A 17,530-nucleotide genomic window follows, 5' to 3' on the forward strand; every position below is an offset into this window, starting at 1 on the left:
AATATGGAGGATGCTTCGGGATGCCCAAAACTTTGCGGGTCGCCCAGCAGGCGGATTGCCACATGGCAACACCAATGAAGACGATCAGCGCAAAACCCAGAACCGTCGGACTTGGCAGTGGTGGCGGCCGCAGATTTGAGCCGGGCGGACAGCGACTTGTACGAGGGAGATCGCAGCGTACAGTCTGCTGATTCCCGTTTGACCTTGCGCCGTCGCGCAGGCCGGACCCGAGGCGGTTTCGGCCGGCCCGGGGATGATCGAGACGCGTGGCGGCACCGATCGCATCTGTTCAGGAAAATTAGTGGAGTCCGTGTCGGACCAGGTGTCCATCATCTCGGCCAGGGCGTCCGGACTTGTCGAATAGGTGTTTTGGCTGGCAATCCCGTGGCCACCAAATGACGAAAGGCGCGACGAATCGCGCAGCGGTTGTCGATGACCGTGAGATTGCAGCCGCGCAGCAGCCCATTCGGTTTGATGGTTCGGCGCGCCGCTTCTTGGGAGGATGATTTGTTGCGTCTATCCGCGATCAGCGCTGAACTGCATGCTGGCAAGAAGTGATCCCGTCCGATGCACCTCTCTTCCTATCAGATAGAAAACGAACCGTTCTACCAGCAGACCGGCAACGAACGGGCGATCTTTCAGGCCGCGGCGGCCAGCCGGCTACCCTTGATGCTGAAGGGCCCAACCGGCTGCGGCAAGACGCGGTTTGTCGAATACATGGCCTGGCATTTGAAATGCCCATTGATTACCGTCGCCTGCCATGAGGATATGACCGCCGCGGACCTCGCCGGCCGATACCTGCTGACCGCCGAGGGAACTGTCTGGCACGATGGTCCGCTGACAATTTCCGCCCGCCACGGCGCCATCTGCTACCTCGATGAAATCGTCGAAGCTCGGCAGGACACCACGGTCCTGATCCATCCGCTGACCGACAACCGCCGCATCCTGCCGCTGGACCGCAAAGGCGAGCTGGTGAAGGCGCATCCGGACTTCCTGCTGGTCGTGTCGTACAACCCGGGATACCAGAGCGCCGTCAAGGATCTGAAAGAATCGACCAAGCAACGGTTCGTCGCGATCGATTTCAGCTACCCCACGTCGCGGGATGAGGCCGCGATCGTCTCCCGCGAAGCCGGTATCGACACCCGTATGGCGTCGGGCCTGGTGGAGGTCGCCGCCGGAACGCGCAACCTCCGAGGACGCGGGCTGAGCGAAGGGGCCTCAACGCGGATGATCGTGCACGCCGCGCGTTTGATGGCCGCCGGTGTGTCCGGCGCCGATGCCCTGCGCGCTGCCATGATCCTGCCGCTGACCGACGATCCGGACATGCGCGAGGCGTTGGAGGCAGTGATCGCGGCCCACGCCTGGTGAGCGCCTCGGCGGTCGAACGCGTTGAGCGTCTGGTGCGCGACCGAGCCGCGCTGCGGCCGGCGTTCGCGCGGTTCTGGCCGCGGCAAGCCGACCAGAACCAGGCGCTGATCGAGGATCTGGCCGCGGCGACCCTGGAACTGTCGCGGGTGAATGCCGGCCCGGCCTGCATCGAGGCGCTGTGGAAGGCGACCGGGCATGGAATTTTGCCCGTTGTCTCGTCCGGCGGTCGCGCGGCCGCCGATATCTGCCGCCATGCCGGCAGCCGAGCCGCACTGGCCTGCCTGGAGGCGGTGCCGGCGGCGACCCGGCTGACCGGCGGGCGGAGGGAGGATCTGGCCGCGTGGTGGCAGGGGTTGCACCGGCTGTCGCGTGAAGCGCCGGCGCTGGTGCCTGACACGGCACGCCGGGTGGAGACCCTGCTCGCCGCCGGCGATGGTCTGGCATTCACTGATTTTGTCGCCGCCGGCCTGAAGGCGACCGCGACCGACCCGGCCCGGAGAGCGGCGTTCTTCGCGTTGGATGACCCGCTGGCCGCAGCACTGCTGGAACGCCGGTCGGGTGCCGGCGGCTTCGCCGATGCGCAACGCATGCTGGAGGCATTCGCCGCCGGCCTATGGGGCGTTGAACCGCGCCTCAAGGCGGGGCCGCCGGCGCGCCGGACCGTCATCGCATCGGGCTTGGTGATCCTACCGCCGGTGTTCGCCGGGACGCCGGCAGCGCGCACGCGGCTGCAGTATCGCGCCGCCGTCGCCCACGCGCAGGCGCATCTGGCCCATCCCCCGGTACGGCACGCGATCGGCACGCTGAAGCCCTTGCAGGTTGCCTTGGTGGGGCTGGTGGAAGATGCCCGGGTGGAGGCTTTGGTGATTCGCCGCTTGCCCGGCCTGCGTCACCTGTGGGCGGAGTTCCATGATGCTCAGCCCGGCGGCATCAGGACCGCGGTCAGCCTGATGCTGCGGCTTTCCCGCGGTCTGCTGGACCCCACCCGCGACGACGCCGACGGCTTCGTGGCGAAGGGGCGCGGGCTTTTCGCCGCCGCCGCGGATCGGCTGGAAGACCCGGCAATCAGCCGCGAAATAGGCGGGCTGCTGGGCAATGACCTAGGTCAGATGCGGCTGCAGTTCAACGCCGCCACCTACGTCGTGGAACCAGCCTACCGCGACGATAACATGCATCTGTGGGAGCTTCCCGACACCCCGGACGATGCCCTGAGCATGGCCGTGGACGCCGCGCGTGGCACCGATCACGGTGACGGCGACCACCAGCAAGGTGACGCTCCCGCCGCGCCACGGGCGCGCGACGCCGGTCTCGATCACAGCACGATGCTGCTGGCGAACTATCCCGAGTGGGACGCGGTGGCCGGCGTGGAGCGTCCTGATTGGACCAGCCTGCGTGACGCCGTACCGGTGCTGCGTGATCCTGCGCCGAACGCGCCGGGGGAGTGGGCGTTGCGGGCCCGGATTGCCCGGCTGGTGCGCAGCTCCGTAGTCGGACGCAACGTCCGCCAATCGCTGCGTGAAGACGGCGAGGAACTCGACATCGATGCCGCCATTTCGGCTGCTGTGGCGCGCCGCGCCGGGTTGCAGCAGGACAGGCGGGTTTATCGCGACCGCCGCCCGCGCGGGCGCGATCTGTCCACGCTCATCATCCTTGACGTATCGCAATCCACCGCCGCGATCGACGCCGCCGGATTGTCGGTGCTGACCGCCGAACGCCTGGCCGTGGAGGCGCTGGCATCGGCACTGGACGCACGTGGCGATTGCTATGCGTTGCGCGCCTTTGCCTCGGCCGGCCGCGATGACGTCCGCTTGACCCGGCTCAAGGATTTCGACGAACCCTTTACGGCAATCGTCGGCGCTCGCCTGGCGGGCCTGTCGCCCGGTTTGTCGACGCGGCTGGGGGCGGCGCTGCGCCACGCCGGCGCCGAACTGGCGCCATTGCGCACGACGCGAAAGCTGGTGCTGGTACTGACCGACGGGGAGCCGTCCGATATCGACGTGCCGCGTCCGAACGAACTGGTCGAGGACGCACGCAGAGCGGTTGCTGGCCTGCGGCGGCAGGGCGTCGACGTCTTCGGAGTAGTGATGGACCCGCTCGGCGCGGGATCCGGCGCGACGATTTTCGGTCGCCACAATGCGATCGCGATACGGCGGTTGGAGGAACTGCCGGCCAAGCTCGCCGGTCTCTATTTCCGGCTGGCGCTTCGGTAGTGCCGACGGGATGGCCGCAACCATCCCGCCGAGTGGGCCTCAGCGATGCGTGGCCATCGCGGGAATGCCCTCGATCGGGCACTCCTCCGTGCCGACGGAACTGCGTGTCAGGGCCTCGACCATCTCGCGTGTCGCCTCCGGATCGGCAATCCAGTTCTTGTAGAAATCATAGGGGCAAGACGCCTCACCCTTGTCGCCCTCGCCGGAGTTGATCACCCCGGTGTAGCCACGGTGCAGCAGCTTGAACAGGTGGTTCTCCGACTGCATGTTTTTCCGCGCGTCGCGGATCAGTCCCTTGGAAAGGGCGGCGTACTGGATGCCGTATTCCTCGGTGCCACATTCACCCAGAGTGCGTCCGTCGAACCCGATGACCGAGGAATGGCCGAAATACGAATAAACGCCGTCGAAGCCAGCCGCATTGGCGACCGCGACATAGACGTTGTTCGCCCAGGCCATCGCTTTCGCCATGATGATCTGCTGTTCCTTCGCCGGGTACATGTATCCCTGGCAACGCACGATCAGCTCGGCGCCGCGCATCGCGCAGTCGCGCCAGATTTCGGGGTAGTTGCCGTCGTCGCAGATGATCAGGCTGACCTTCAGACCTTTCGGCCCTTCCGAGACGTAGGTGCAGTTGCCGGGGTACCAGCCCTCGATCGGCACCCACGGCATGATCTTGCGATACTTCTGAACGATCTCGCCCTTGTCGCTCATCAGGATCAGCGTGTTGTACGGCGCCTTCTTCGGATGTTCCTCGTGGCGTTCGCCGGTGAGGGAAAAGATCCCCCAGACCTTCGCCTTGCGGCAGGCGTCGGCGAAGATTTCGGTTTCGTCACCCGGCACCGAGGAGGCTGTCTCGTACATCTCCTTGCTGTCGTACATGATGCCGTGGGTCGAGTATTCCGGAAAGATTACCAGGTCCATGCCAGGAAGTCCGGTCTTCATGCCGACGATCATCTCAGCGATATTCCGGGCGTTCGCCATGACCTCGGCCTTCGTGTGGAGCCGTGGCATTTTGTAGTTCACCACCGCGACGCCCACGGTATCGTTGCTACTTGATATATCGCCGTGCAGCATAAGCCTGCCTCCTTTGTGGTATCCCCGCGGCGGATGCGCGCAGGGCTGGTGAGTCCAACATCGTCGTCCCGCTACTGTCGCGCCCGATGATCGCCGTTCTACCGACGAAACGGGTATGCACAGCGGGCCCGGTGCGGGCCAACAGGTCAGGGATCGTCACGGAGTTACTAGACTGCCGCCAGAATCAGGCGGCAAGATGCCGGCGGACAACGCCATTGGTGCCGAACCGGCCGCTGGTGCTGATCGCAGCACCACATCAAGTGCAAGCTAATCACCACGGAATACAAAGCGCAAGACGTGTTTACCGCTCCGGTGCCCTCAGCATCGCGCGGATCGCCGTTCACAGCGAGTTGAGAAATCCCGCGTTGGCACAAGGGTTCAGGCGAGTCGGCAAAACTCGCACAGCTATACATTCCTATACGCGCCGGCGCATCCAACTTTGCGAATGAAATCCGGCGTCACCCGCGACAGCAATCGCCCCGCTGGGTCGTGTACCGCCAATTCGCCGCCGGCGTCCAGAGCGGCCAATGGCGCCGGCAGGCCAACTTTTATGCTTGACACATTCGGGTTTTGGCCATCTGATCGAAGTAGATGGGCTAAGTACCTCGTGCGTCCGCACGTCGGATCACCAATGACGTTGATCCCGTGGCCTTCTGATCATGAGTGATACTACCATCAACTATCTCGCCTCGATTGGCTGATCATCGGTTGTTCCAACTATGGAGCAATCCGGGCCTGAGGCTGTGACTCCCAGTATTTCATTCGCAACCACTCATCCGTGGAGGGACTTGTGCGTCCATGAGCCTGTCGATGCAGGATAGACTTAAGCGTCGCAAACTCGACGCGCTCAAGCGTGGCGTTCATCGCGTGACCGACGACGACCCGGTCCCGCTCGCGACGCATGTTGTCGGCATCGGCAAGGCCGGAGCCGCCGCGATTGCCGGGATTGTTCAGGGTCTGGAACCTGGCGCGGCAAAACTCAGGGCGCTCGCGATTGATATCGGCGATCAGGATTTGACCGCATTGCGCGCCCTGGCCGAGACAATCTCGCCGGAGCGGGCCGAGGTCACAACAATCGCTTTGGAGATGCCGCCTGCAATCGCGATGTTCGACGTGCTTGCGGACTACGACACGTTTCTAAGGCTCGAATATCCGAACTATCGCTGGCCTGGCAACCCGGTTCCGTGGCTGCCGCAATCGGCATATGTTCCGGATACGCGACAACACCACGAGCGCGCCGTCGCCAAGGCGATCTACGGATACGCCTATTACGCGGGGACGCGTCCGCTGGAACGTGCACTGCGCGCGTTTGCGGCGTCGATAGACGCGGAACGAGCCCAGGCACTTGTCGCGGTCATCTTCGGCATGACTGGTGGAACCGGCAGCGGCATCGTGGTCGATCTCGCCCGCCATCTGTCGAATGGGCTTTTCGGCCGCAGGACGCTTGTGGTTGGCATCGGCGTGGCGCCGTGCGACGGCGACGGGCAGACGGACGGGCGGCTGTTTTCCGTATTGAGCGAACTCGACGTTCTCTGTGACGAAAACAAGAACCGCGGCGTTGTGACGTCGTGCGGCGAGATGTTCCGCAACCCGTTCACCGCAGGGTTCGTCATTTTACCTCAGCAACATATCTGGCTAGCGACAAAGGATCTCGCCGAAACGAATCACCGTGTGGACACGGCAATCGCGGCACTTATGACGTCCGGGCGCGGCACCCATATGTGGGAATTGCTGCGTCTGCTGAACTGGGTCGCCGCTCCCTCCACGCAGCATTCGGCCGCCAGGACACCGTGGGGACCGCAGTGGATCCACATGCTTGGCTTCACCGACACCCCCGATCCGGCACTGCGGGCCAGCCTCGGCTTGCTGCCCAGCTTCCATCCGGAGTTCATCGAAATCCGCGTCGCCGACGCCGATGCGAACCACGCCGCCATCGTCGACAGTATCCAAAGCACGTTCGCACCCGATGTGCCGCCCCAGGTCGTCAACGGCGGCAAATCAGCGTCCGCGCAGTTTATTCTTCCGCGTCTTGCAAAAACCGACCTGGCCAAGTTCTACCATTCACGCGAAGCATACAACATGGAGGATGAAGAGCAGCGCCTGCTCGACCATTCGCTGCTGCTCGACCAAGGCATCGAACTTTGCGAGCCGTCCACCCAGCTAGAAGGCATGGCCGGCGCCAGCCTGGCAGGCGCGAGCGGTTGGGTTGCGGTTCCTTTGCAGGATATCCACGGACCGCCGGTTGTTTCCGCCCCGCTGTTGATGCCGGTCTAGAAAGGAGGAGCCATGCCGCTGGACTGGTCGGCCGTCATCGCGAAATACGGCAACGGGAAAAAAGTACCGACCGTGACAGGCGGCAAGTTTCTCCAGGTCACCCGCGCGGACGACGCAGCGATCTACATCGAATCACCAATCTGGAATGCCACGCTTGACCGAAGCAACCTGGAAAAAGGTGTCAACCTGATCGAGCAGGGACTGATATCGCGTGATCCCGGCCTGTTTGTCGAGGATTACATGCTTTACGTGGCGAACCAGCGTGCCACGTCGGTCGCACATATTCTCCGCGATCTGGGTTTTCTCGACAAGACTGAGACCTTCTCCATCAGGTGCTGATGGCCGGCGAGGGCCGAGGCAGCCACGAACAAGACTGATTTATCCAGGACTTTTCAGGGAAAGGAAAAGCAGATGACTGCATCTCTCTATCACAGCGCGACTGGCGTTCAGGCACCGCACTGCATGCACGTGGTCGGCATCGGGCGAACCGGGGCTGGCTATGTCGAAGCCTTGCTGCGTACCGGTGAAATCGAGGACCTGCTAGAGGATCCCCGCGCCCGCTTCGCCGCCCTGGTGGTCGATATTGGCGATCAGGACATGGAAGTCGTCTGCGACTACGCCAAATCGTTCCAGAAACGGCTTGAATCGCGCGGCATCCCGTCCGATCGCTTCCTGTTCCAGTCCGTCGCCCTGCCGGTGCCAGGCAAGGAGGAGTTCTTCGAAGGCCTGAACCGTACGCGTGAGTTCCTGAAGCTCGAATATCCGCGCTACTACTGGAACCCCAACTTCGAGTCCTACGTGTCGCACAAGGCAACCATGCCGCATGCCGGCGAGCATTTCCCGCGTATCATCGCTAAAGGCATCTATGCGAACGCTTATTATGCCGGTGAGCGTCCGCTCGAGGTCGCGCTCAAGAAGTTCGTCGATCATCTCGAAGGCGCCACGCTGCCGTCACTGATCACCGTGTGCTTCAGCCTCGCCGGCGGCACTGGCAGCGGCATGGTCGTCGACCTCGTTCGCCACCTGTCGACCGTCAAACTCGGCCGCCGCATCCCGGTCATCGGCGTCGGCCAGTTGCCGCATTCGGGCGATCCGGAGATCTATAAAAATAGTCCGACGCTTTACACGACGTTGAACGAACTCGACTGCATGCTGGATGAAGACAAGAACGCCGGCGTCACGGCGGTCTGGGGCGACCTCTATCGCAGCCCGTTCACCGGCGGCTTCTTCGTCGTCAATCCCGAGCAGAGCTGGCAGCGCCTTACCGCCTATACCACCACGGGCGAGAAGGAGGTCCGGCAGAACTTCAAGCAGATGGTGACGAACCGCTTCGTTGCCGACTCGTTCATGCGCTTCGTCGTGGTGGACAATGGACGCGACCTGTTCCGCGCGCTGCGGCCCGCCGGCTTGACCGGCGCTCCGCACGAGACCGTCAGCGCAAAGGCCAGAAGCTGGACCCTGTTCGACGTCGCCAAGCTGACCCACCCGGGTGTCCAGGTGCTGCCGGGCGAAGCGCCGTCGAAATGGGATTCGGTGATCAACCAGTGGATCGAGTTCGCGCCAAAATACAGCGGCCTGAAGGAAGGATTTAAAACCGACTACGCCGAGGCGTTCATCTACGGGTCCCGCAACATGGGGCACGATGACATGAACAAGGCGTTCCGCAAGATGCTCACCGAGAACTATCTGCTGGATGCCGAATCCACATTGCAGATCTTCAACCACGAGTTCTTCGATGCGCTGACCGCTTATGCCAACATCATTCTGCCCGGCGTCGCCAAGACTGACCTGATCAGCTTCTGGGAAAGTCAGAAGAACTACGACAAGCTGTCGTGGGAAGACAAGCTGCACGAGCACGCCTGGCTGATCGACATCGGCCCGATGCTTTCCGAACCGGCGATCCGCTTCGAAGGTATGGCCGGCGAGTGCATCTGGGGCTGTGCCTGCTGGGTGGTTGTGCCCTACGACGAGTTGCGCGGCGACAAGCTGCCGCCGGCGAACCGCAAGATCATCGTCGAACAGGGTATCGCGGCGATGACCAGGACAGTAGTGCCGACGCCTGGTGGACTGGCCAACGTCAAGCGGGTCGCGGTGGAACGCGCGCCCGCGTTGGCCAAGTAGCGTTGCGGACATGGCGGGGATCGCTGACCCGATCCCCGCGGCTTCGCCAGCGCGAGTGTCCAACCTTGGCCAATCGGCCCACCAGGCCACTGCAACAGGCAGATCATCGTGCAAAAAAACGACAGCCGTATTCCGGCGACCGTAGTCACCGGCTTTCTCGGGTCGGGCAAGACAACCCTGATCAATCGCATCCTGCGCGAGCAGCATGGACGCAAGCTTGCGGTGATCGTCAACGAGTTTGGCGAGATCAGCATCGACGGGCAGCTCGTCATCCATGACGAAGACGCGCAACTAGTCGAGTTCAACAATGGCTGCCTCTGCTGCACTGTTCGCGGCGACCTGGTCGACACACTCGGCCGGCTGCAGGAACGCGCGGGAACGCTGGATGGCATCCTTATCGAAACGACCGGGCTGGCCGATCCCGCCCCTGTGGCCTCGACTTTCTTCGCCGCCGATGAGGTGAAGTCCGGTATCCGTCTGGACGCGTTCGTGACGGTGGTCGACGCCGTGAACCTGGAGCGCAATCTCGAACAAAGCAACGAAGCTGTTGAGCAGGTGGCGTTCAGCGACATCATCCTGATCAACAAGATGGACCTGGTCACCGCGGAACGGATGGCGGCGGTGGAAGCGCGGGTGCGCCAGCTCAATCCGCTGGCGAAAATCTACCACACCGCCAACGCGGAAATCGATCTGGCCGGCATCCTTGATGTCGGCGCCTTCGACCTGGTGCAGAAGCTGGAGGTCGACCCCGCGTTCCTCGATGACCACGCGCATGAGCATGACGCCGCCATTGGTTCATTCGTTCTTGAAGAACATCGACCGATCGACATCAACCGGCTGATGATCTGGATGAACGACATGGCGCAGCGTCGCGGCGAGGATCTTTATCGAACCAAGGGCATCTTCTTCGCCAATGGCTTCGATGACCGCCTGGTGTTCCAAAGCGTGCGCATGCTGACAACCCTGCGACGTGACCGGCCCTGGCAGCCGGACGAGACGCAGATGTCCCAGTTCGTCGTGATCGGCAAGCATCTCGACCGCAATGAATTTGCCGCCGGACTGGCCGGCTGTGTGTTTCGCTAGGATCCAAGAAGGAGTTTTGACATGCCGATTGAACAAGGCGATGCCGTTCCCCCCGCGACGCTGAAGCAGATGACGGCGGACGGGATAAAGGACGTTGATCTCAAGACCCTGCTGGCCGGGAAGAAGGTCATATTGTTCGGTCTGCCCGGTGCCTATACGCCGGTCTGCACCACGGCGCATCTGCCCGGCTACGTCGCCGAAGCGGACAAGCTGAAGGCCGACGGTGTGGCCGAAATCGCCTGCATCGCCGTGAACGATCCGTTCGTGATGGGTGCCTGGGGAACACAGCAAGGCGCCGAGGGCAAGGTGCTGATGCTATGCGACCCCGACGCGTCGTTCACCCGCAGCCTCGGCCTGTCGCTTGATCTGTCCGCGTTCGGCCTCGGTGAGCGCTCGCAGCGCTATTCGATGGTCGTGCAGGACGGTGTCGTCGCCACGGTCAACATCGAGCAAAGCATCTTCGATCACGGCGCCAGTTCGGCTTCGAACCTGCTGGCCTCCGCCCCGGCCGAGTGACTCTGCTCTACCGCGTTCATGTGTTCTGCTGCACCAACGAACGTCCGGCAACCCACAGGCGCGGCTGCTGCGCCGGGAAGGGAAGCAGAGCCCTTTGTGATTACATGTGCCGATTGGGCATGGCGACGGGGGTGCGACGGATCAGGATCAACCACGCCGGTTGCCTCAACGTTTGTGAGCATGGGCCAGCAATGGTGATCTACCCGGCGGGCGTCTGGTATCGATACGAGACCGAAGCAGACATCGAGGAGATACTCCGCCGCGACATCATAGGCGGACAGCCGGTGGAACGGCTGCTTCTTCAGATTGATCCCACGACGCTGCACGGATAGCCGAGGATACCGATGATCGAACTGTTCAGTCGCCTGTTTCGCACCGGCTCATCTGACCTGAGGCGACGCACGATCGGCGTATACGCGGTGCTGTTCGTCGCCAACGTCGCAGCCTGGGTCTGGGCCATCTCGCTGTATCGCGATCAGCCCCTTTTGCTCGGCACGGCGCTGATCGCCTACGGGTTCGGCCTGCGCCACGCGGTCGATCCGGACCACATCGCGGCAATCGACAACGTCACCCGCAAGCTGGTCCAGGAACGCAAACGACCGGTGACGGTCGGCTTCTGGTTCGCCGTCGGCCACTCCGCCGTCGTCGCCCTCGGCGCGGCGCTGATTGCCCTGGCCTCGGTGGCGATGGGCAGCCGGTTCGACGCCTTCAAGGACATTGGCGGCGTCATCTCGACGGTCGTTTCGTCTCTGTTCCTGTTTGCCATCGCCGGCATCAACCTCGTGGTGCTTCGGTCCGTCTATCGGTCCTTCCGCTCAGTGCGCAAAGGCGGCCGGTACGAGGAGGAGGATTTCAACCAGTTGCTGAACGGGCGCGGGCTGCTGGCACGCCTATTCCGGCCCATGTTCCGCCTGGTCACGCAAAGCTGGCATATGCTGCCGCTCGGTTTCCTCTTTGGGTTAGGTTTTGATACCGCAACGGAAATCGGGCTGCTGGGCATCGCCGCCGCGGAGGCAGCCAAGGGCGTGTCGTTTTCCGCCGTCATGGTTTTTCCCGCTCTATTTGCAGCCGGAATGTCCCTGGTCGACACCACGGACGGCGTGCTGATGTTGCATGCCTATGACTGGGCGTTCGTGAGGCCAATCCGCAAGCTGTATTACAACCTCACGATTACCCTCGTGTCTGTCATCGTCGCAGTCGTTATCGGCGGGATCGAGGCGCTCGGCCTGATTGCCAGGGAGCTGAACATGGCCGGCACATTCTGGGACGGGGTCGGGGCGCTGAATGGCAACTTCAACACGCTGGGCTTTATCGTGATCGGGGTGTTTCTCGCCAGTTGGATACTGTCCGTCGCGATTTACTACGGACGCGGCTTCGACAAGATGGAACTCACCGCCTTGTCGGACAGGTGATCAAGCATTACGGCATGCGTGCCCGTTCGCTGACCAGGTCATGGGCATGGATGATTGCGACGGCCATTTCCTCCATCGGGATCCGCTTTGACATCGCCTGACGGCGGATCGTCTGATAGGCGTCCTCCTCGCTCAATCCATGGCTCGCGATCAGGATAAGGCGAGCCCGCTGGATTTTCTGAATGCCGCCGAGCTTGCGCTCCAACTTGCGAACGCGGCTGTCGGTTTCCTGCTGGCGCAGCCAAAGGCTGCGGGCGATCGCCAACTGTGTCAGCAGGCCGAACGGACGCACCGGCCGCTCGATCACGGCGTGCGCGCCGATTTCCAGCACGAGTTGCAGGATTGACGGGTTCTCGTACTCGACGATGCCGATCACCGTCGGTAGCTTGCGGTCCTGACCCCGCAGCAGCCGGCGCAGCGGTTCGCGGCTGTCATGATCCACGGCGAGAACAACCAGGTCGGAGGTCGGGGCGAATTCCTCCGGAAACGGCCAGACGGTGCTGGTGATGCAGCCGATGCGGCGCAGATGCTCGACCAGGCTGATGCCCTCGGCGTCGGGCGGATGCAACACCTCGATACGCAGGCCCCGCAGGTCACGAAGGATTTCGATCGCCACGCCCGAACGGCTCGACTAGTGCCGCGATGGCGGCGGGCGCTGCGGCCCCCCGGCCGCATCGGCCCACACACTCAACCTGATGGTCTGACGCATCATCCACCTCCTGGTTGTGCCAGAGCACTCGGCCTGCAAGCACTAGGCCTGCATCAGCGTCGTTGGCGCTGCCGGCCTGGCGGTTTCGGACCAGCTATCCAATCTTTGTTCGATACAGTAAGGATCAGGCCGTACGCGCATGCCCGGGTCCCAGACGATCTCGAAGCGGCCGGTGGCATCCAGCTTCGCCACCCGAGGCCAGAGATAGGTGTGGTTGTTGCTGGGATCCACCCGCACCCGCCCTTGCGGGGCTGCGAACTCGACCTCCGCAAGCGCCGAGCGGATCATCTCCGGGTCATCGGAGGCGGTTCGCTCGATGGCGCGGGCGACCAGCATCACCTGGAAATATGCGGCCTCAGCGGCGGCGGTAACGATTGCATCCTCGCCGAAGCGGGCGCGAAAGTCGGCCACGAATTTCGCCGCGGCCTGGGTGTTCAGCACACTGAAGAACGGCGCCGCCGTGATGTGGCCGGCCGCCGCCGCCGGCGTCATTTCCGCCACTTCCGCCTCGCTGGTCGTCAGGCTGGAAATCGGCATGCGTTCCGCATCGAACCCGGCCTTGCGATAGGCCTCGTAGAACACCGACGTCGACTTGCCCACCACGGTCGAAAAGATCACGTCAGGCTTGGTGCGGCCGATTTCCTTCAGGGCTTTGGCGAAATCCGCCGGCCCGGCGTGCAGCGGCACGTAGATCTCATCGAGGACAGTGCCGCCGGCCTGCAAGGCCAGGTCCGTCATGATGCGGTTCGACTCGTAGGGATAAACATAATTGGAGCCGATCAGGAACACACGCTTGCCGTATTGACTGAACAGGTAGCGGGCGAGCGGGAGCGAATTCTGATTGGGCGCCGATCCGGTGTAAATACAGTTGGCGGAGTATTCGAACCCCTCATACAGGGTTGGATAAAACAACATGCCGCGATGGGACTCAACCACCGGAAGCACGGCTTTCCGCGTGCTGGACATGTAGCAGCCGAAGATCAGCCGCACGCGATCCTCGCCAAGAAGCTTTTCGGCCAGGCTACGAAATCGCTTCGGGTCGGAGGCAGGATCGTAGTCGATCAATTCGATCGGCCGGCCATGGATCCCACCGGAGGCATTGATGAACTCGGCGGCCAGGATGGTTGCACGAAGCTGAGTTGTCTCAATGGACGCGGTGACCCCGGAGCGTGAGAACAGAACGCCAAATCTCCAGGGCACACCGGGTTCGGCGATCAGGACCATGATGCTGACATCAGTCGTTCTTTCATCGCTCATGCGCGTAAACCTGCATCCTACACCGGAGATCCGGTTTGAGAAAGCGTGGCGGGTGCCTATCCGCGCCATACGTTCAAACCTCACGTTGCCGCGCATGCGGAACGACAAAGATACTCCCTCGGTACGTCAAATAACGCATATCGCGCCGCACAAGTCGCGCCATAGGCTGTCGTGGGATAGAGGGGAGTCTATACGTATGCCAGATATTGCCGCTGACGCGCTGAAGCCGCCGCGTCGATCCTACAACAGGCTGGTCAGCAATCCGGTACTAGAGGATTACTCCCTACGATACGCACCAAAAAGCTTTCGCAAGTGGTCGACCTACGCGGTCGCGTCCGCGGCGCTGGGCGGAATAGCCTATCTGGCGGATCAGGCGATCGGCGGATCGCTCGCCGTGCAGTTCGGCTTTGCGAATGCGTTCTGGGGCATCCTCGCGGCTGCGCTGATCATCTTCCTGACCGGCATCCCGATCGCCTACTACTGTGCCAAGTACAATGTCGACGTCGACCTGCTGACCCGCGGCGCCGGGTTCGGCTATCTGGGTTCGACCATCACGTCGGTCATCTACGCGTCGTTCACCTTCATCTTCTTCGCGCTGGAAGGGTCGATCATGGCCCAGGCGTTCTACCTGTACTTCGGCATTCCCTTGCCGATCGGCTACGCCCTGGGCTCGTTGATCATCATCCCGCTGGTGGTGTTCGGCATGACCCTGTTGGCGAAGCTGCAGGTGTGGACACAGCCAATCTGGCTGCTGCTGCTATTCGCGCCGCCGGTCGCTGTGCTGGCCATTGACTCTAACGCGGTGCATGACTGGGTGAACTTCGCCGGACACTCGCCCAGCAAGGCAGGTTTCGACTGGCTGCTGTTCGGCAGCGCGGCCGGTATCGCGCTATCCCTGATCGCCCAGATCGGCGAACAGGCAGACTATCTTCGCTTCATGCCGGACAAGACCAGTTCCAACAAGGTGCGCTGGTGGCTTGCGGTGCTGTGCGCCGGTCCTGGGTGGGTGGTACTGGGGGCAGCGAAGCAGTTGATGGGCTCGTTCTTCGCCTCGGTGGCGGTCGCCCACGGCACGCCGCTCGATTCGGCGAACGAGCCGATCCAAATGTATGTCGCCGGCTACAACTACATGTTTCCCGCCTTCGCCGCGCTGAGTGCTGCGACGTTCTTCGTGATCCTGTCCCAGATCAAGATCAATGTCACAAATGCCTATTCCGGATCACTGTCCTGGTCCAATTTCTTCTCGCGTCTGCTGCATGCCCATCCTGGCCGCGTCGTCTGGATTTTCTTCAACGTGGCCATCTCGCTGACGATGATGGAACTGAACATGTTCGCGGTGCTCGGGCACATCCTGGGCTTCTACTCGAACGTCGCGGTCGCCTGGATCGGCGCCGTCACCGCCGACCTCGTTATCAACAAGCCGCTGCTGAAGCTCAGCCCGAGCTACATCGAGTTCAAGCGCGCCCACCTCTATAGCTTCAATCCAGTGGGCTTCGGCTCGATGATGTTCGCCTCCGTCGTGTCGATCATCGCGTTCTTCGGGCTGCTCGGCCCGGCCGCGCAGGCGTTCTCCGCCTTCATTGCCCTGGCCCTGGCGTTCGTCGGATCGCCGATCATCGCGATCGCAACCAAGGGCCGCTACTACCTGGCCCGCCCGCCGTTCGACGACAGCAGCACGCGCGCTACACTTTTGAACTGCGTGACCTGTGGCTTCGAATATGAGAGGCAGGACATGACCAGCTGCCCGTTCCACCACGGAACGATTTGCTCGCTGTGCTGCTCCTTGGAAGCCTCGTGCGAGGACATTTGCAAGCCGGCGGCCGGCACCGTCCCGGCAACCGCGGCCGGAACACTTTGACCCACACGCGGCCGGGGAGGGATCATCTCCTCGGCCGGTGGCCCAACGGCGCTAGCGCTTCCCGCTAATGGCTGATCATCCACGGCCGCGCATTGGGGAAGCTCTTCGCCATCGAGGCCGCGGGTTTGCTCGGCCCGCAGCAGGCGCATCCTTTGGGGTGCGCACGTGCCGAACGGGGCGCATGCGCGCTTCGCTCATTCGTCTCTCTTGCGACACGTTCCGTGCCACCGACACACGACAGCCTCGGTAGCGTCAGCGAACGCGGACTGCGGCTGGCGCACCCAGGGCAGGGCAACGGCTGATCATAGTCCGCGAGTGGTCTGAACGCGGAAAATGCCCCGCAGCCGGGGCATTCGTAGTTATAGAGCGGCATCGCCTACTTGTCCGGCGCGGTCGGGATGTCGATACCACCGGTGACAGCCTTGGTCGGACCGTCCGCGCCGGGATTGATATCGAAGTCGAAGATCTCGGTCGGCAGCCACAGCGTTGCGCAGGCATTCGGGATGTCCACGACCCCGCTGATATGGCCCTGCACCGGGGCAGTGCCGAGAATGGCGTAAGCCTGCGCCGGCGTGTAGCCGAACTTCGTCATATAGGCGATCGCGTTCAGGCAAGCCTGACGATATGCGACGTGCACATCGAGGTAGTGCTGAACACCCTGTTCATCGACCGAGATGCCCTCAAAGATCAAATAATCCTTGTACGTCGGCGTAATCGGACTCGGCTTGAAGATCGGATTGCGGATGCCGTATTTGCTCATGCCGTCCTTGATCAGGCCTGACACCCGAAGATGGATCCAGCCAGGCATCTCGATCGCACCGCAGAACGTGATTTCGCCGTCGCCCTGGCTGAAGTGCAGATCGCCGACCGACAGCCCGCCGCCCGGCACATACACCGGGAAATACACCCGAGCGCCGCGCGAGAGATCCTTGATGTCGCAGTTGCCGCCGTGCTCCCGCGGGGGCACCGTGCGCGCCCCATCCGCCGCCGCCGCGGTGCGGCTGTCGCCCTTCATCCGCCCCATATGCGCGGTCGGACCGAACGGCGGGTTGGCCAGCGGGGGAATTCGCGTCGGGTTCGTCGCGATGAAACCTGTTTCGCGAGCGTTCCAGGTCTCCAGCAGGCTTTTCGACGGCAGGCAGCCGATCAGCCCGGGGTGGATCAGGCCGGCAAAGCTGACACCGGGCACGTGGCGGGAATGCGTGAACAGCCCCGAGATGTCCCAGATCGACTTCTGTGCCAGCGGGAAATGCTCAGTCAGAAAACCGCCGCCATTCTGCTTCGAGAAGAAGCCGTTGAAGCCCCAAGGATTGTGCGGGAACGCACCGATGTCGAGAAAGTCCACCACCAGCAGATCCCCGGGTTCCGCGCCATCCACGCCGATCGGGCCACTGAGGAAATGCACGATGCTGAGGTCGATGTCGCGCACGTCCTCGGCTGAGTCGTTGTTCTTGATGAATCCGCCAGTCCAGTCATAGCACTCGACGATGAAGTCCGCGCCCGGCTTCACCGTGGCGACCATCGGAATGTCCGGATGCCAACGGTTGTGGATCATGTCATTCTGGTACGGTGACTGCGACAGGTCCACCTTGATCAGCGTGTCCGGCATGATCGCTCCCTGGCTGGAAATGGCAGGCCGCCGCGAACC

General features: G+C 62.7%; 15 protein-coding genes. 10 read left to right on the forward strand and 5 right to left on the reverse strand.

Going from position 1 to position 17,530, the window contains the following annotated elements:
* Positions 1 to 567 precede the first annotated feature (567 nt).
* The gene (locus ACQY4Y_RS09455) at positions 568 to 1,368 is read left to right on the forward strand and encodes a CbbQ/NirQ/NorQ/GpvN family protein (protein ID WP_428490289.1); all 801 of its coding nucleotides are present in this window, start codon (positions 568 to 570) and stop codon (positions 1,366 to 1,368) included.
* Complete coding sequence (locus tag ACQY4Y_RS09460; protein WP_428490290.1) at positions 1,365 to 3,578, forward strand: nitric oxide reductase activation protein NorD; 2,214 nt, start codon at positions 1,365 to 1,367, stop codon at positions 3,576 to 3,578. Before ACQY4Y_RS09455 ends, ACQY4Y_RS09460 begins: the two co-directional genes overlap by 4 nt.
* A 39-nt stretch (positions 3,579 to 3,617) precedes the next feature.
* On the opposite strand, the gene ACQY4Y_RS09465 is transcribed toward ACQY4Y_RS09460, so the two are convergent.
* The gene (locus ACQY4Y_RS09465; protein WP_428490291.1) at positions 3,618 to 4,652 is read right to left on the reverse strand and encodes an aliphatic amidase; all 1,035 of its coding nucleotides are present in this window, start codon (positions 4,650 to 4,652) and stop codon (positions 3,618 to 3,620) included.
* Between the two features lie 798 nt (positions 4,653 to 5,450).
* On the opposite strand from ACQY4Y_RS09465, the gene ACQY4Y_RS09470 reads away from it, so the two are divergent.
* The 7 genes from ACQY4Y_RS09470 to ACQY4Y_RS09500 all read left to right on the forward strand — a co-directional run bounded on the left by ACQY4Y_RS09470 (position 5,451) and on the right by ACQY4Y_RS09500 (position 12,058).
* Positions 5,451 to 6,926, forward strand: a complete 1,476-nt coding sequence (locus ACQY4Y_RS09470; RefSeq protein WP_428490292.1) for a hypothetical protein — start codon at positions 5,451 to 5,453, stop codon at positions 6,924 to 6,926.
* Positions 6,927 to 6,938: 12 nt separating this feature from the next.
* Positions 6,939 to 7,265: a hypothetical protein gene (locus tag ACQY4Y_RS09475; protein ID WP_428490293.1), complete on the forward strand. Its 327-nt coding sequence runs from the start codon at positions 6,939 to 6,941 to the stop codon at positions 7,263 to 7,265.
* Between the two features lie 72 nt (positions 7,266 to 7,337).
* The gene (locus tag ACQY4Y_RS09480; protein WP_428490294.1) at positions 7,338 to 9,047 is read left to right on the forward strand and encodes a hypothetical protein; all 1,710 of its coding nucleotides are present in this window, start codon (positions 7,338 to 7,340) and stop codon (positions 9,045 to 9,047) included.
* Positions 9,048 to 9,155: 108 nt separating this feature from the next.
* Entirely contained in the window at positions 9,156 to 10,130 is a 975-nt protein-coding gene (locus ACQY4Y_RS09485; protein WP_428490295.1) for a CobW family GTP-binding protein, read from the forward strand.
* Between the two features lie 21 nt (positions 10,131 to 10,151).
* Complete coding sequence (locus ACQY4Y_RS09490; RefSeq protein WP_428490296.1) at positions 10,152 to 10,646, forward strand: peroxiredoxin; 495 nt, start codon at positions 10,152 to 10,154, stop codon at positions 10,644 to 10,646.
* A 191-nt stretch (positions 10,647 to 10,837) separates the two neighbouring features.
* On the forward strand, positions 10,838 to 10,978 hold the full coding sequence (locus ACQY4Y_RS09495) for a hypothetical protein (protein ID WP_428490297.1): 141 nt from the start codon (positions 10,838 to 10,840) through the stop codon (positions 10,976 to 10,978).
* A 12-nt stretch (positions 10,979 to 10,990) separates the two neighbouring features.
* A complete protein-coding gene (locus ACQY4Y_RS09500) occupies positions 10,991 to 12,058 on the forward strand; it encodes a HoxN/HupN/NixA family nickel/cobalt transporter (protein WP_428490298.1) in 1,068 nt (355 codons plus the stop codon).
* A gap of 7 nt (positions 12,059 to 12,065) precedes the next feature.
* Here the strand turns inward: ACQY4Y_RS09500 and ACQY4Y_RS09505 are convergent, their stop codons facing one another.
* Together ACQY4Y_RS09505 and ACQY4Y_RS09510 are read right to left on the reverse strand one after the other, a co-directional pair.
* Positions 12,066 to 12,674 carry an ANTAR domain-containing response regulator gene (locus tag ACQY4Y_RS09505; RefSeq protein ID WP_428490299.1) on the reverse strand — a complete coding sequence of 203 codons (609 nt, stop codon included), beginning with the start codon at positions 12,672 to 12,674 and terminating at the stop codon, positions 12,066 to 12,068.
* A gap of 135 nt (positions 12,675 to 12,809) precedes the next feature.
* Complete coding sequence (locus ACQY4Y_RS09510; RefSeq protein ID WP_428490300.1) at positions 12,810 to 13,991, reverse strand: transporter substrate-binding domain-containing protein; 1,182 nt, start codon at positions 13,989 to 13,991, stop codon at positions 12,810 to 12,812.
* On the opposite strand from ACQY4Y_RS09510, the gene ACQY4Y_RS09515 reads away from it, so the two are divergent.
* Positions 13,915 to 15,882, forward strand: a complete 1,968-nt coding sequence (locus ACQY4Y_RS09515; RefSeq protein ID WP_428490301.1) for a purine-cytosine permease family protein — start codon at positions 13,915 to 13,917, stop codon at positions 15,880 to 15,882. The genes ACQY4Y_RS09510 and ACQY4Y_RS09515 overlap by 77 nt on opposite strands.
* Before the next feature lie 64 nt (positions 15,883 to 15,946).
* On the opposite strand, the gene ACQY4Y_RS09520 is transcribed toward ACQY4Y_RS09515, so the two are convergent.
* Positions 15,947 to 16,255, reverse strand: a complete 309-nt coding sequence (locus ACQY4Y_RS09520; protein ID WP_428490302.1) for an FmdB family zinc ribbon protein — start codon at positions 16,253 to 16,255, stop codon at positions 15,947 to 15,949.
* Between the two features lie 3 nt (positions 16,256 to 16,258).
* Positions 16,259 to 17,491, reverse strand: a complete 1,233-nt coding sequence (gene fmdA / locus ACQY4Y_RS09525; protein ID WP_428490303.1) for a formamidase — start codon at positions 17,489 to 17,491, stop codon at positions 16,259 to 16,261.
* Positions 17,492 to 17,530 lie beyond the last annotated feature (39 nt).

Source organism: Rhodopila sp. (assembly GCF_965277165.1).
Classification (GTDB): Bacteria; Pseudomonadota; Alphaproteobacteria; order Acetobacterales; family Acetobacteraceae; genus Rhodopila.

What these genes read in the sequence shown, in the direction of transcription:
- ACQY4Y_RS09455 (WP_428490289.1), top strand. Translation starts at nt 568, where the DNA reads ATGCACCTCTCTTCCTATCAGATAGAAAACGAACCGTTCTACCAGCAG.
- ACQY4Y_RS09465 (WP_428490291.1), bottom strand. Translation starts at nt 4,652, where the DNA reads ATGCTGCACGGCGATATATCAAGTAGCAACGATACCGTGGGCGTCGCG.
- ACQY4Y_RS09470 (WP_428490292.1), top strand. Translation starts at nt 5,451, where the DNA reads ATGAGCCTGTCGATGCAGGATAGACTTAAGCGTCGCAAACTCGACGCG.
- ACQY4Y_RS09475 (WP_428490293.1), top strand. Translation starts at nt 6,939, where the DNA reads ATGCCGCTGGACTGGTCGGCCGTCATCGCGAAATACGGCAACGGGAAA.
- ACQY4Y_RS09480 (WP_428490294.1), top strand. Translation starts at nt 7,338, where the DNA reads ATGACTGCATCTCTCTATCACAGCGCGACTGGCGTTCAGGCACCGCAC.
- ACQY4Y_RS09490 (WP_428490296.1), top strand. Translation starts at nt 10,152, where the DNA reads ATGCCGATTGAACAAGGCGATGCCGTTCCCCCCGCGACGCTGAAGCAG.
- ACQY4Y_RS09495 (WP_428490297.1), top strand. Translation starts at nt 10,838, where the DNA reads ATGGTGATCTACCCGGCGGGCGTCTGGTATCGATACGAGACCGAAGCA.
- ACQY4Y_RS09500 (WP_428490298.1), top strand. Translation starts at nt 10,991, where the DNA reads ATGATCGAACTGTTCAGTCGCCTGTTTCGCACCGGCTCATCTGACCTG.
- ACQY4Y_RS09515 (WP_428490301.1), top strand. Translation starts at nt 13,915, where the DNA reads ATGGACGCGGTGACCCCGGAGCGTGAGAACAGAACGCCAAATCTCCAG.
- ACQY4Y_RS09510 (WP_428490300.1), bottom strand. Translation starts at nt 13,991, where the DNA reads ATGGTCCTGATCGCCGAACCCGGTGTGCCCTGGAGATTTGGCGTTCTG.
- ACQY4Y_RS09520 (WP_428490302.1), bottom strand. Translation starts at nt 16,255, where the DNA reads ATGCCGCTCTATAACTACGAATGCCCCGGCTGCGGGGCATTTTCCGCG.
- fmdA (WP_428490303.1), bottom strand. Translation starts at nt 17,491, where the DNA reads ATGCCGGACACGCTGATCAAGGTGGACCTGTCGCAGTCACCGTACCAG.